Source organism: Microbacterium sp. ER1 (genome assembly GCF_023383675.1).
In the GTDB taxonomy this organism is placed as follows: Bacteria; Actinomycetota; Actinomycetes; order Actinomycetales; family Microbacteriaceae; genus Microbacterium.
Genome location: NZ_QCXO01000137.1, coordinates 220,210 through 233,222, shown reverse-complemented (window position 1 = coordinate 233,222; position 13,013 = coordinate 220,210). Strand labels below are relative to the sequence as shown.

13 protein-coding genes are annotated in these 13,013 nt (G+C 70.1%); 6 read left to right on the top strand and 7 right to left on the bottom strand.

Annotated elements, in window-relative coordinates:
- Nucleotides 1-15: 15 nt before the first annotated feature.
- Nucleotides 16-951, bottom strand: coding sequence for a glycosyltransferase family 2 protein (locus tag BV453_RS13045; RefSeq protein ID WP_025104609.1), 936 nt, complete (start codon nt 949-951; stop codon nt 16-18).
- Between the two features lie 4 nt (nt 952-955).
- Nucleotides 956-2,482, bottom strand: a complete 1,527-nt coding sequence (locus tag BV453_RS13040; protein WP_025104608.1) for a sugar transferase — start codon at nt 2,480-2,482, stop codon at nt 956-958.
- Nucleotides 2,483-2,836: 354 nt separating this feature from the next.
- On the opposite strand from BV453_RS13040, the gene BV453_RS13035 reads away from it, so the two are divergent.
- A complete protein-coding gene (locus BV453_RS13035; protein WP_249521810.1) occupies nt 2,837-3,982 on the top strand; it encodes a low temperature requirement protein A in 1,146 nt (381 codons plus the stop codon).
- Between the two features lie 9 nt (nt 3,983-3,991).
- Here BV453_RS13035 and BV453_RS13030 read toward each other — a convergent pair whose 3' ends face one another.
- Nucleotides 3,992-4,606 (bottom strand): TetR/AcrR family transcriptional regulator, encoded by a 615-nt coding sequence (locus BV453_RS13030; protein WP_172400043.1) that lies wholly within the window; start codon nt 4,604-4,606, stop codon nt 3,992-3,994.
- Nucleotides 4,607-4,973: 367 nt separating this feature from the next.
- Here BV453_RS13030 and BV453_RS13025 point away from each other — a divergent pair, with 367 nt between their 5' ends.
- From BV453_RS13025 to BV453_RS13015, 3 genes are all read left to right on the top strand, one after another.
- Nucleotides 4,974-5,924, top strand: a complete 951-nt coding sequence (locus tag BV453_RS13025) for an intradiol ring-cleavage dioxygenase (protein WP_085604055.1) — start codon at nt 4,974-4,976, stop codon at nt 5,922-5,924.
- Between the two features lie 194 nt (nt 5,925-6,118).
- Nucleotides 6,119-6,397 (top strand): hypothetical protein, encoded by a 279-nt coding sequence (locus tag BV453_RS13020; RefSeq protein WP_146008213.1) that lies wholly within the window; start codon nt 6,119-6,121, stop codon nt 6,395-6,397.
- A gap of 151 nt (nt 6,398-6,548) precedes the next feature.
- Nucleotides 6,549-7,616, top strand: a complete 1,068-nt coding sequence (locus tag BV453_RS13015; RefSeq protein ID WP_374209033.1) for a fatty acid desaturase — start codon at nt 6,549-6,551, stop codon at nt 7,614-7,616.
- Between the two features lie 64 nt (nt 7,617-7,680).
- On the opposite strand, the gene BV453_RS13010 is transcribed toward BV453_RS13015, so the two are convergent.
- The 3 genes from BV453_RS13010 to BV453_RS13000 form a co-directional block, all read right to left on the bottom strand.
- A complete protein-coding gene (locus BV453_RS13010) occupies nt 7,681-9,084 on the bottom strand; it encodes a hypothetical protein (RefSeq protein WP_025104602.1) in 1,404 nt (467 codons plus the stop codon).
- 201 nt (nt 9,085-9,285) lie between these two features.
- Nucleotides 9,286-9,810, bottom strand: a complete 525-nt coding sequence (locus BV453_RS13005) for a hypothetical protein (protein WP_249521783.1) — start codon at nt 9,808-9,810, stop codon at nt 9,286-9,288.
- 23 nt (nt 9,811-9,833) lie between these two features.
- Nucleotides 9,834-10,139, bottom strand: coding sequence for a hypothetical protein (locus BV453_RS13000; RefSeq protein WP_025104600.1), 306 nt, complete (start codon nt 10,137-10,139; stop codon nt 9,834-9,836).
- A gap of 178 nt (nt 10,140-10,317) precedes the next feature.
- Here BV453_RS13000 and BV453_RS12995 point away from each other — a divergent pair, with 178 nt between their 5' ends.
- Both BV453_RS12995 and BV453_RS12990 read left to right on the top strand, forming a co-directional pair.
- Nucleotides 10,318-11,643: a VCBS repeat domain-containing M23 family metallopeptidase gene (locus BV453_RS12995; protein WP_249521782.1), complete on the top strand. Its 1,326-nt coding sequence runs from the start codon at nt 10,318-10,320 to the stop codon at nt 11,641-11,643.
- A 41-nt stretch (nt 11,644-11,684) separates the two neighbouring features.
- Nucleotides 11,685-12,530, top strand: coding sequence for a transposase (locus BV453_RS12990; RefSeq protein WP_249521781.1), 846 nt, complete (start codon nt 11,685-11,687; stop codon nt 12,528-12,530).
- Between the two features lie 7 nt (nt 12,531-12,537).
- Here BV453_RS12990 and BV453_RS12985 read toward each other — a convergent pair whose 3' ends face one another.
- A complete protein-coding gene (locus tag BV453_RS12985) occupies nt 12,538-12,975 on the bottom strand; it encodes a hypothetical protein (protein WP_249521780.1) in 438 nt (145 codons plus the stop codon).
- Nucleotides 12,976-13,013: the final 38 nt, after the last annotated feature.

Genomic DNA, 13,013 nt, shown 5'->3' with positions numbered 1-13,013 from the left:
CCTCATCCGTTCCCGTCAGCTCCGGGCGTACGCCGGGGTGATCCGGCCGAGGGCGCCGAGAGTGCGCCCCTGGGCGAACCAGATGCGCCGCCGCAGCACGGCCTGTGCGGCACGGTCGCCGCGCGCGCGGGCGAGGACTTCTCGCAGGGAGAAGATCACAAGGCGGGCCACGCCGCCCACGAGGTGGGCGCCGCGAAGGATGATGCGCCGCGCGAGGGAGCCGTCTCGGGTGAGGAGTTCGGTACGCATCTGACCCTGTGAGATGGTCCGCCGTCGCACGAACTCGCGGGTCGTGCGCTCCGCGGGGACCTCGTCGCGGACGATCGAGTCCGCGGATGCGATGATCGCCCCGCCAGCGGCGAGCAGCGATCGCCCGAAGAGCATGTCCTCTCCGCCGGCCAGGCCGAGGCTTGTGTCGAAGTGCACTCCGAGTGACGCGACCTGCGAAGCGTCGATCAGGACATTCCCGGTCGCCAAGGCGTCCAGTCGCTGCCCGTTCCGTCGGCGTCGTCGCCGCATGAACCCACCGGCGACGATCCAGGGGTCGGTGCCCTCGGGCCAGACGTAGTCCACGTACCCCATCACGACGGCGGGACGCCCGTTTCTCGACCATGTCTCCACGAGGGCGTCGAGCCACCCCTCCAGCGGTACGACGTCATCGTCGACCATCGCGACCAGCTCGCCCGGGCGCGCCGCGTCGAGCGCGGCCTGTCGCGCCGCCGCGATCCCCGGGGTGGGTTCAGGGAGGTAGGTGACGTCGAGTTCTGCGGCGACCTCCTCCGCCGAGCGGGCGGGATCGTTGTCCACGAACGCGATGCGCATGCGCTCCGCCGAGGCGCCGGCCCCCGCCCGGATCGCCATGACGAGCGGAGCGAGGAGCTCGGTGCGACGAAAGGTCGTCACGGCGACGAGGAGGGGTCGTTCTTCGGCCTCGGGTCGCGCGGGGTTCATGGACTCAGTATGCCCCGCTCGGCTGCGCCATGACCTTCGCCGTGCGCCACATGATCTGCAGATCGTTCATGACCGACCAGTTCTCCACGTACCGCAGGTCGAGCCGCACGCTCTCGTCCCACGAGAGGTCGCTGCGTCCGGAGACCTGCCACAGACCCGTGATGCCCGGCTTGATGTAGAGGCGGCGGAACACGGTGCCGTCATAGGCCGTGACCTCGCTGGGCAGCGGCGGACGAGGGCCGACGACGCTCATGTCGCCGACGAGCACGTTCCAGAACTGCGGGAGCTCGTCCAGCGACAGCTTGCGCAGCACCTTCCCGACGCGGGTCACGCGCGGGTCGTCCTTCATCTTGAAGAGCAGACCGGCGCCCTCGTTCTGCTCCTTGAGTGCCGCGAGCTGCTTCTCGGCGTCGGTGCGCATAGAGCGGAACTTCACCATCTTGAACCGGCGGCCGTCCCGTCCCACGCGCTCCTGGAAGAAGAACACCGGGCCAGGCGAGTCGAGCTTGATGAGCGCGCTGAGCACGGGGGTGAGCAGCGCGATCGGGATGAGCGCGACGGTGGCCACGACGATGTCGAGCGCGCGCTTGAGAAGGTGGACCCCGCCCTCGTAGGTCGGGATCTTCACCTGGATCAGCGGCAGGCCGTCGACCTGGCGCAGCGAGATGCGCGGCCCCGCGACGTCCGTCAGACGGCTGGAGAGCACGAGCTCGGCGGCGGTGCCCTCGAGCTGCCAGCTGAGCTGCTTGACGAAGTCGGGGGACCCCTCGGGGCGGCTCGCCACGATGATGGTGTCCGCCCCGAGCTGTGCCGCCGCCGCGGCGACGGTGTCCAGATCGCCCACGACCGGGTAGATGCTCTCCCCGATCCTGAGCGCGCCGGCATTGCGATCCAGCAGCGTCGTCCCCACGACGTGATAGCCGTTCTCCCCGCCCTTCTGCAGGGAGTCGATCACATACTCGACGTCCTCGGTGGCGCCGACCACCAGTGTCCTCGACGCGAACCGACCGGACAGACGCTGCCGCTGCAGCCAGCGGCGCCAGGTCCAGCGGGCGAAGAGGAGACCGAGCATGCCGACCGGGAGGGCGATGAAGAACAGCGGCTGCAGTCCTTCCCACTCCAGGAGCACGCCCGCGATGGCGGTGATGCCGAAGGCGAGTCCCGCCGCGTGCGCGACGCGACGGTACTCCGTGGCCCCGGACCCGAAGATGGCGGCGGCTCGGCTGTTGAGCGCCGACAGCATCAGGTACCAGGCGAGACCCAGCAATGCGGCGTTGCGCACGGCCTCGATCACCGCGACGCCGGAGACCAGCTGGACCATCGCCGTCAGTGCGACCGCGATCAGGATGACAGCCGCATCCGTGATCCGCAGCCGCATCCGATAGCGACGCTCCCACTGGCGGCGTCGTTCGAGCGTCGCCGACACGCGCGGCGTGCTCGCCGCAGGCGTCACCGACGCGGTCGCTCGCGGTGCCGTGATCGGCGTGAAACCCGTACGAGCGATGCTCAGAGCATCCTCGACGGAAGTCATGCCGAGGCCCCTTGAGCCGTGAATGTACGCAGATAACCCCAGTGCGCCATCGTTTCCCCAGTTTTCCCCAGACCGTGAACCCCACGTTCACGGACACGTCTGCGTCCCGACCCCTCGGGTCCTGCTGATGCTTCGCGATCCCACATCGTGAAGGTCCTCGTCGTCCCAACCGACGAGGCGTGCAGCAGGCACTGCAGACGTCCAACACTGTAGCGGATCCGCTCGTCGGAGGGAAGCCGTTCCGCCGACTCGGTGAAATCCGTTCCGGAATACCGCACAGCGCCGGGCGGGCGGGGCTACTCTTTCGCGGTGACCACGCACCAGACACCGAGCACGCGCTTCCACCTGCGTCCCATGGCACCGCGGGACCCGGGGCAGCCCCACCGCACGGCGAGCCCGTTGGAGCTCTTCTTCGACCTCGTCTTCGTCGTGGCCGTGAGCATCGCCTCGGCCCAGCTGCACCACGCGCTGAGCCACGGGGACTTCCTCCACGGCATCACCTCCTACGCCATGCTCTTCTTCGCGATCTGGTGGGCATGGATGAACTTCACGTGGTTCGCGACGTCGTTCGACACCGACGACTGGCCGTACCGGATCGCCACGTTCGTCCAGATGGCGGGCGTCCTCATCCTCGCCGCCGGAGTCCCGCAGGCGTTCGACGAGGGGAACTTCACGCTCCCCGTCGTCGGCTACGTGGTGATGCGCGTCGCGATGGTGGCCCAATGGCTGCGCGCCTCGCGGACCGAGGAACCGCTCCGGGGCGTCGCGCTCCGCTACGCGCTCGGGATCGCGGTCGTGCAGGTGCTGTGGATCCTGTTCCTGCTCATCCCGTCCGGTCCGGTCCAGCTCGTCGCGTTCGTCGTGTTCGCGCTCATCGAGGTCAGCGTCCCGGTGTTCGCGGAGCGCCGAGGACAGACGCCGTGGCACCCGCACCACATCACCGAGCGCTACGGTCTCTTCACCCTCATCGTGCTGGGCGAGAGCCTCCTCGCCTCCGCGAATGCGATCATCGACGCGCTCGACGAGGTGGAGGCGCTCGGTCCGCTCCTCGCCATCTCGGCGCTGGCCTTCATCGTCACGGCCGCGCTGTGGTGGATCTACTTCTGGCCGCCCCACCACCGGGCCATCACGACCCTGGGGCGTTCCCTGCGCTACGGCTACACGCACTACTTCGTGTTCGCCGCGGCGGCGGCGTTCTCGGCCGGTGTCGAGGTCGAGCTGGATGTGATGACGGGGGAGAGCCACCTCGCCCCGGTGATCGCCACGTTCACCGTCTCGGTGCCGATCGCCGTCTTCCTCCTGGGGATCTGGTGGATCGCGATCCGCGACAACGCCGACCGCGTCGTCAACGCGGTCATCCCCGTCGGCGCGCTGCTCATCCTGCTCGATCCGTTCGTGCCGGTGCCCGTGGCGCTGACGGCGACGGTCATGGTGGCGATCGTGATCGTGCTGGTGATCCGGCCGCCCGTTGCTCGGGGAACCGTCGTCACGGACGAGTGATCCGCGGCGTCACACGCTGGCGGCGAAGAGGTCCCGGCACTCGCGGCGCAGGCGCGCGATCGCCTCGCCGTCGCCGCGCAGGTGGCGGATGAGGGCGTGCTGGAGCATGCCGTCCGTGAGCGCGTACGCGAAGAGCGGCGTGAAGCGGCACGGGCGTCCGCAGAGCTCGGAGTAGCGCTCGACCACGCGCCAGATGGCATCCTGCAGGTCGGCCTCGACTTCGGCGATCGTGTCGCCGAAGCCCGATTCGAACAGGGACTGGTTGCGGAGGTCGTACCAGAGCCGGTGCAGGCGGGCGTCGTCGTGCACGCTCCTGGCGAGCTCCTCGGCGGCCCCGGCCGCCAGCTCCTCCGCGGTCTCGGCCCTCTCCAGCACGGCGAGGTAGCGGTCGCCGAGCCCGCCCTTGGATATCCGCACGGCCTCCGCGATGAGGTCGTTCTTGTCGGTGAAGTAGTAGTGCAGCGACCCGTGGGAGAGCTCCGAGTGCTGCGCGATCTCGCGGAGTCCCGTCCGCGCGAACCCCCGCTCGGCGATCGCCTCCAAGGCCGCTTCGGCCAGCGCCCGCCGGCGCAGCGCGAACTTGTCCACCCCTGCGCGTTCCGCGCGCTTGTCCGCTGTCGTCATGCTGTCCCCCGGTCTCGTCCCCTTCGGGATCGGTGCGGGCAATGCTATGGCATCTCGCCCGATCTGGACAGGTGTCCGGGAAAAACTTGACAGGTGCCAAGTGGCATGTTCCACTGGATGCGCCACGGCCGCGCATGTCCCCTGCATGACGGCCGTCTTCGTGGCCGCGCGCGCGATTCCCCCATCGCCCCGGCCCTGCGTTGTCCGCCGAGTTCTTCGAGCGCCAGCGCTGCAGAGCGGAGCGATGTCCCCGCATCCTCCGCTCTGCTCCTGACTCCACAGGAGCCCCAGGGATCACGCATAGCTTCTTGATTGTTCACCCGTCGAGCATGGGGGCAACGCCGCCGACGCTCGAGAGGAGCACATCATGAGCCGCATCCCCGAACCGACCCCCACGCCGCAGGGCCCCATGTACGAAGGACGACTGCTGGACCGCGCGGACGAAGAGGTCGTCGACCAGGGCGTCGCCTTCGACCTCCGGACGCTGATGAGCCGTCGCGGGCTGCTGATCGGCGGCGGGCTCGGCCTCGGTGCCGTCGTCCTCGCCGCCTGCGCTCCCGGCGCCACCGGATCGTCGTCGACGACCGCCACCCCCACGCCCAGCGCCACCGGCACGGCGTCGGACACGGTCACGGAGATCCCCGACGAGACCGCCGGCCCCTATCCGGGCGACGGCTCGAACGGTCCGGACGTCCTCGACGAGGCCGGGATCATCCGCCAGGACATCCGCTCGTCCATCGACGGCGGGGCCACGGCCGACGGCGTCCCGCTCTCCTTCGAGCTCCAGATCCTCGACCTCGCGAACGGCGGGGTGCCCTTCGCCGGCGTCGCGGTCTACGCGTGGCACTGCAACGCGCAGGGGGAGTACTCGCTGTACTCGTCCGGGCTCGAGGACGTCTCCTATCTGCGCGGGGTGCAGGTCGCCGACGACGACGGCAAGGTATCCTTCACCTCCGTCTTCCCCGGGTGCTACTCCGGGCGCTGGCCGCACATCCACTTCGAGGTCTATCCGGATGCGACCGCGATCACCGACGCGTCGAACGCGATCGCCACGTCCCAGCTCGCGCTGCCCGAGGACGCCTGCAGTGCGGTCTATGCGGAGACGGCGTACTCCGGATCGGCGGACAATCTCGCCCGGATCTCCCTGACCTCCGACAACGTCTTCGGCGACGACGGCGGAGTGTCGCAGCTCGCCACGACGACGGGGAGCGTCACCGGCGGATACACCGCGACCCTCGTGGTCGGCGTCGACACGACGACCACGCCGAGCGCCGGCGTCGCGCCCACCGGTGGCGGTGGTCGTCCCCCCGGAAGCTGAGGCTCTCGGCGCGTGGTTCGTGGATCTGCTAAGCTGATCGTGCAACGTGTGCGTTTCGCCCCCTCTCGGCCGCCTCGTCGCCACTGATCAGGGCCATCCACGGACCACGCACATCGACGCGCGCGGAATCCGCCCTCGGTCTCTTCACGCGCGGAGCGCCACAGCGCGCCCGCCCCACAGCAATGAGCATGAGCATGAGTACCACCACCGTCCCTTCCTCCATCCCTCTCACCTGGAAACAGGCCGACGTCGACGTGCACGTCGCCACCCGCAACGGTGAGTTCGCCGGTTTCGTCGAGTTCGACGGATCCGCGCACCGGCTGCGCGACGAGCGCGGCACCGACCTCGGGTCGTTCCCGTCGCTCGACGACGCCTTCCGTGCGCTCGCCGTCGCGCAGCAGCCCGCGCGACCGGCGGCATCGCCGGCCCTCCCTCGGACGCGCGGTCGGCGGCCGCGTCGAGCACGGGCCTGAGTCGTATGCCGCCTCGCGTATGCGAGCGCGGTTAGTGTGGCCACAGCGATCGGCAACCGCCCTTGGCTTCTTCAGCTCAAGGGCTCCCGATCGACAGGAGAGCATCATCTCCCGCACATCCTCCCCGTCCGTCACCGCCACCCTCGGCCCGGTGCGTCAGACCTACGCCGGGAACGCCGAGTTCCCGCCTCTCACCCGGGCGTACCGGGACGTGCAGCAGGTCGTGAAGGAGACCGGGCTCCTGCAGCGCACGCCCGTGTTCTACACGCTGGTCGGCGCGGCGCTGGTCGTCGCGTTCGCCGGCTGCGTCGCGGGCTTCCTCCTCCTCGGGGACAGCTGGTTCCAGCTCCTCATCGCCGCCGCCCTCGGGGTCGTCTTCACGCAGGTCGCCTTCCTCGCCCATGAGGCGGCGCACCGTCAGATCCTCTCCACGGGACCGGCGAACTTCCGCCTGGCCCGCGTGCTCGCCGGCATCATCGGCATGAGCTACCACTGGTGGGACTCCAAGCACACCCGGCACCACGGCAACCCGAACCAGGTCGGCAAGGACCCCGACATCCAGGTCGACACCATCTCCTTCCTGGAGGAGGATGCGGCGCAGTCGCGTGGCATCGTCCGGCTCATCACGCGCACGCAGGGGTGGCTCTTCTTCCCCCTCCTGACGCTCGAGGGGCTCAACCTGCACTACCTCGGCCTGAAGCACCTGATGACGCGGAAGAACGTGAAGGGACGCTGGACCGAACTCGGTCTCATCGTCCTCCGGTTCGCCGTCCTCCTCGTGCCGCTGTTCCTCCTGCTCCCCGTCGGCATGGCGTTCGCGTTCCTGGGCGTGCAGCTCGCGGTCTTCGGCGTCTACATGGGCGCGTCCTTCGCCCCCAACCACAAGGGCATGCCGGTCATCGCCCCCGACGCCAAGCTCGACTTCTTCTCGAAGCAGGTGCGCACGTCGCGCAACATCCGCGGCGGATGGTGGGTGACGGGGCTGATGGGCGGCCTCAACCACCAGGTCGAGCACCACCTGTTCCCGAACATGTCGCGGCTGCACCTGTCGAAGGCACGCGGCATCGTGCGCGACTACTGCGCCGCCAACGGCATCCCGTACACGGAGACGAGCCTCGGGCAGTCGTACGCGATCGTCATCGCCTACCTCAACCGCGTGGGCCTGGCGGCGCGCGACCCGTTCGACTGCCCGGCGGCGGCACAGCTCCGCCGCGCCTGAGCACACGGATACGACGAAGGGACGAGCAGACACCTGCTCGCCCCTTCGTCGTCTCTGCGCGGGATCAGCGCTTCGAGTCGTCCGTCTCGATCACGTCGATCGTGATCTTCTCCAGGGGGCGGTCGTCGTCGAACTCGTCGTCGAGGACCTCGTCGCCGCGGAAGGTCTCGACCGATGCCTCGACGACGTCGTCCTCGATGTCGTCGTCGTCCTCGTCGATCGTGGCCTCGGTCACCGCGATCTCGGTGGGAAGGCTGTCGTCGCTGAAGATGCCGTCCGGGCGGATGAGCTCGCGCACTTCGGCCATGAAGCTCGTGAGCTGCTGCTGCTGCCACCGCAGCTGACGGGCGCGGTCCTCGGCGTCGCGGAGGACGGTGGAGGTGTGTCCGGTGACCGCGTCGACGATCTTCTGCGACTTCACGCGGGCACGCTCGAGGATCTCCCTGGCGCGCACCTGGGCGTCGGCCTCGATCGCCTGCGCCTGCGAGCGCATGAGCTTCTCGTAGCCGTCCGCCTTCGCGGAGATGCGCTGCGCGTGCTCCAGCGAGGCCGTGACCTGCTCGTTCGCATCGGTCGTGATGCGCTCGGCGTGGGCGACGGCCTGGTTGTGCAGCACGAGGAACTCCTGCTGCGCGTCGTCCTGACGACGAGTGAGGGTCTCCTCGAACTCCAGCACGCGGGCGTTCATCTCACGGACCTCGCGCTCGGCGTCCGCACGCAACTGCGTGGTCTCGCGCGTGACCAGCGAGCGGAGCGCGGCGGCGCCCTTCTCGGCCTCGGTGCGGATGGCGGTGGCCTCCTGGGAGGCCTGGCTGACCTTCTCCGCGGCGTGCGCCGCCTCGCGCTCGATGCGCGCCTCGTGGGCCGTGTACTCGGTCTCCATCTTCAGCCGCACCTGGTCGGCGTCGCGCTGCGCCTGCGAGATGATGCGCTCGGCGTCGGCCTCCGCTTCGGCACGCTGCGCGGCCACTTCCTCGCGGGCAGAGGTCATCAGGCGGTCGGCCTGCACGGCGGCGTTCTGGATGAGCACGTTCGCCTGCTCCTCGGCCACGCGCAGGATCGCCTCGAACTGCTGACGCGACGGTGCCTCCTCGCCATCGGCCTGCGGCATGTCGACGAGCTCGGAGGTCAGGGTCGCCACCTGCTGCTCGGCGTCGGAGGCCTTGGCGTTCGCGGCCGCGAGCTCCGCCTCCAGGGCTTCGCGGGCTTCGCGCTCTTCGGCCTTGATGGCCTCGACGGACTCGGCCTCGCGCGCCTTCGCCTCGGCCAGCTCGTCGGCCGCCTGCTGGAGCTGCGTGCGCATCGACGCCAGCGCGGCGTCGACCTCGTTCTTGTCGTAGCCCCGGAAGCCGATCGTGAACGCCGAGGTGGACGAGGAGGACGACTCGCGAGGAGTGGTCTCGATCAGCTGATCGAAGAAGTCCGGCGACCGGTCGTCGTCGCGGGGGGTGCCCGAGGAATCGCTCATGGGTTCAAGCCTTTCTGGCGTGTCCGCGACACGAAGCGGTCTTCGTTTCCGTGGACGGGTTCGCAAGCACGGGGAAGGAGGCCCCGGCGTGCACCGCGTCCGGGTCCTCATCGGAGTCCCTGCGGGGCGCGGCGCGCGTCTAGCCTAATTGCGTCGCCTGTGAATCGTGACCCCCATTTGCACGGGCGGGCAGCGGCACGATCAGGCGCGGCGGAACCAGCGGGCGTTGCGGTCGTCGAGCAGGTCTCCGCGCTCGAACATGGAGACGGGTCCGTCGCTCACCTCGATCCGGCGCGCTGCCGCCTCTGCGGTCACCCTTTCCCGCAGCTCCCGCCACAGCGGCGCGGTCTGCGGGAAGCCGAGGTAGTCGCGGAACGTCTCCACGCGCAGGAGAGTCCCCTCGGCGTCGGGACCGAGCCGCACGACGGTGTCGTCCGGTTCGACGAAGCGGATGCCGACGGTGCCGTCGTCGAGGACGGCGTAGGCCTTCTCGTGCCCGGCGACCGCCGCGTGCAGGAGCGCGGCCGCGACCTCCGGCGGCGCCTGGATCCGGAGCGTCGTGCCGAGCTCGGTGAGGAGCTGCGTCATCCGCTCTGCGGTGAATCGCGCGCCCGCGCGGGCGCCGGCCGCGGTGGAGCTGCGTCGCACCCATCGAGGGAGGAAGGCCGCGCCGACGAGGAGAGCGATGATGACGACGACGAGAACGACGGTGAGGACGGTGTCCATGGAGACGACCTCCCGGTCGCGCGTCAGCGCGGGCCGGACAGGTGATCGAGGACCAGTTCGCCGGAGGCGTTGAGGGCCTGCATGATTTCCTGGATGCGGTGCGGGTCCACCGTCGGCGGCTCGGCGTCGTCGAACCCGAACTGCAGCGGGATGGCGGGATGGATCCACACGCTCGCGCGCCGGTCGACGCCCCCCTCGACGGGCCGCCAGGTCATCATGAAGCTCTCCTGCCGGCGGAGCTTCGTGCCGATGACGATCTTCAGATGCGCGAGCGTCTCGTCCTCGATGAGGATCGGATCCGAGTGCCCGTCGTACCGGAGTCTTCCCATGATGCTGACGGTACACCCGAGCGCGGGGGCGTACGGATCCTGTGCGCCCGCGCCGGTCGCGGAGGGCATCCCGGCCGACCGGGGGAGTGGCGTTCGCGTCGCGGAGGGCCCGCTCTTGGTACGGTGACCGCGGGAGACAACCTGTCCTGGGGCCCGCAGACCAAGAGAGAGCTTCGAGATGACGCGCACGTCCCGCTGGCGCCGGGGCCGGATCGGGATCGTCGCCGTGCTCGCGATCGTGGTCGGCGCGCTCGTCCCCGCTGTCTCCACGGCTGGCACCGCGACCGCCGCGTCCGACGGCTACATGGTCTACCCGGCGTCCGGCAACATCCAGTCGAAGGTCGGCGACGGCTGCCGGAACAATTACCGCGCGCACGACGGCATCGACATCTCCCGCAACGGCGGCACGCCCATCCTCGCCGCGTACGACGGGGTGATCAAGAGTCGTACGTCGAACGGCGGCTACGGCAACTACGTGGACGTGCAGCACGCGGGCGGATACGTGACCCGCTATGCGCACATGGCGGCTCCGGGGTGGTTCGCACCGGGAACCAAGGTCCTCCGCGGGCAGCAGATCGGCGTCGTCGGCAACACGGGCAACTCGGCCGCGTACCACCTGCACTTCGAGGTGTGGCTGAACGGCAAGGTCTACTCGCAGATCAACCAGGGCTTCACGTGTCTCTCCGACGTCACACGAGGGGGGACCATCCCGCTGTTCTTCCCCGGTCTCGGTGCCGGATCGCCCGCCGGCGTCAGCGCCGGAGACTTCACCGGCGATGACAAGGTCGACCTCCTCGTGGTCGCGGGGAACGGCGATCTGCGGCTGCGCGCCGGCAACGGACGCGGCGGCCTCGCCGGCCCGACCACGCTGTTCGCCAGCGGGTGGGCGAACTCGCGGCGACACATCACGCACACCGATCTCAACGGCGACGGCAATGCCGACCTCCTCGTGGCACGCTCCGACGGGGTCCTGGAGTTCTACGCCGGAAACGGACGCGGGGGCTTCCGTGGGGCGGTCGGGCTGGGCTCGGGGTGGTACAGCATGCGGCACATCGCCTCGGGTGCGGATTTCACGGGTGACGGACGTCAGGACATCCTCGGGGTCTCCGGGTCCGGCAACCTGAGGGTCTACCACGGCAACGGCAGCGGCGGCCTGACCTCCTCGCAGACGATGATCGGCGGCGGCTGGGAGAGCGTCCACTACCTCATCGCGGGCGACTTCGACGGGGACGGACGCGGCGACATCGTCGCAGTCGCGGCCGACGGTCAGCTCCTCCTCTACACCGGGGCGTCAGGCCTGCGCACGGTGCGACAGGTGGGCGTGGGCTGGCAGGAGTTCACCGAGGTCACCGGAGGCGTGGACTACAACGGCGACGGGCGCGCCGACCTGCTCGCGCGCACCCCGGCCGGACAGCTCTACCTCTATCCGGGGAACGGGAACGGCGCCTTCGGCGCGCGAGTGCTCGTCGCCTCCGACGCCGCGGACTACCTCGCGATCGAGTGACCGGCCGGAGTCGAGCACTCCGGGGCGCGTATCGTGGGCGCATGGCCGCGGGGACGTTCGACGACATCGCAGCGGCGCTGTACGCGGGGCCGCCGGAAGCGTTCACCGCCAGCCGGAACGCCAGGGCGAAGGAGATCGAGGACGCTGCGCTCGCCGCGGCGGTGAAGGCGTTGCGGAAGCCGTCGGTCGCGGCCTGGGTGGTCAACGTGTTCGCGCAGGAGCGGGCCGCCCAGCTCGGGGAGGCCCTGGCGCTGGCCGGGGAGCTGCGCGAGGCGCAGGAAGACCTGGATGCCGCCGCGCTGACCACGCTCAGCCGGCAGCGCCGTGCCCTGACCCGACGGCTCGCCGAGAGTGCGGCGGACCTCGCGGGGTCGCGGGGCGAGCGCGTCACGGCGGCCACGCGGGACGCCGTCGAGCAGACGATCTCCGCGGCGTTCTTCGATCAGGATGCCGCCGCGGCCGTCGCATCCGGACGACTCGTGAGGGCTCTGGAGCCGTCGGGGACCGCGGACGACATCCGCGACGCGGTGGCCGGCACGCTCCCCACCCTGCAGCCGCAACCCCCGCGCCCGCGGGACGAACTGCAGGAGCGGCGGAAGCGGCGAGACGCGGAGCGGCAGGTGGCCGCGGCGGAGAAGGCCCTGGCCGAGGCGGAGCGGGCTCTCACGAAGGAGGACGAGGCGGTGCGGGCACTGAGCGACAGCGCCGAGGAGCTTGCGGACGGCATCGCCGAGGTGGAGGCGCAGCTGGAGAAGCTGCGTCAGGAGGCCGATCGCGTCGAGCGCGACCGTCCTGCCGCGGAGCAGAGGCGCACGGCGGCCGCGGAGAAGAAGGACGCCGCTGCCGAGGCCGTGGAGTCGGCGCGCGAGGCCCTCGACGACCTCTGAGCGGGCCTCAGCTGCCGGCGGAGGCCTTCTCCTCGTCGGAGTTCGGTGTCCAACCGAACCAGCCGTCGTCGGACGGGATGATGCTCCAGTCCCCGCAGACGAAGACGGTCTTCGCCTTGTACGCGGACGGGCCGTCGTCGAGAGTCCAGGTCGGGGCGGAGGTCCGCTCCGTCTCCACGCACTCGTCCGGCAGCGCCGTCGTGCTCGTCAGCAGGAGCACGGCGTCGTCGGCATCCTCGAGGGTCGACGTCCGGAGCGTGAGAGCGGTCGCGTCGTCCGGAACCCAGTCCGCGTTGACCGGCGTGTCCGCGCGGAAGGCCTCGGCGTCGTCGAAGGTCGTGGTCGACTGCTTGTGCACGAGACCCTCCACGGCGGCGCATCCGCCGAGCAGCAGGGTGCCGCTGAGGAGCAGGGCGGCAGCGGGGAGGAGGTGTCGTCGTGTCATACCTCCACTCTGCGGTCGCGGCTCGCGGGCGGCGTCCG

Coding starts and splice junctions, on each gene's coding strand:
- BV453_RS13045 (WP_025104609.1), bottom strand. CDS start 951: ATGAACCCCGCGCGACCCGAGGCCGAAGAACGACCCCTCCTCGTCGCC.
- BV453_RS13040 (WP_025104608.1), bottom strand. CDS start 2,482: ATGACTTCCGTCGAGGATGCTCTGAGCATCGCTCGTACGGGTTTCACG.
- BV453_RS13035 (WP_249521810.1), top strand. CDS start 2,837: ATGGCACCGCGGGACCCGGGGCAGCCCCACCGCACGGCGAGCCCGTTG.
- BV453_RS13030 (WP_172400043.1), bottom strand. CDS start 4,606: ATGACGACAGCGGACAAGCGCGCGGAACGCGCAGGGGTGGACAAGTTC.
- BV453_RS13025 (WP_085604055.1), top strand. CDS start 4,974: ATGAGCCGCATCCCCGAACCGACCCCCACGCCGCAGGGCCCCATGTAC.
- BV453_RS13020 (WP_146008213.1), top strand. CDS start 6,119: ATGAGTACCACCACCGTCCCTTCCTCCATCCCTCTCACCTGGAAACAG.
- BV453_RS13010 (WP_025104602.1), bottom strand. CDS start 9,084: ATGAGCGATTCCTCGGGCACCCCCCGCGACGACGACCGGTCGCCGGAC.
- BV453_RS13005 (WP_249521783.1), bottom strand. CDS start 9,810: ATGGACACCGTCCTCACCGTCGTTCTCGTCGTCGTCATCATCGCTCTC.
- BV453_RS13000 (WP_025104600.1), bottom strand. CDS start 10,139: ATGGGAAGACTCCGGTACGACGGGCACTCGGATCCGATCCTCATCGAG.
- BV453_RS12995 (WP_249521782.1), top strand. CDS start 10,318: ATGACGCGCACGTCCCGCTGGCGCCGGGGCCGGATCGGGATCGTCGCC.
- BV453_RS12990 (WP_249521781.1), top strand. CDS start 11,685: ATGGCCGCGGGGACGTTCGACGACATCGCAGCGGCGCTGTACGCGGGG.
- BV453_RS12985 (WP_249521780.1), bottom strand. CDS start 12,975: ATGACACGACGACACCTCCTCCCCGCTGCCGCCCTGCTCCTCAGCGGC.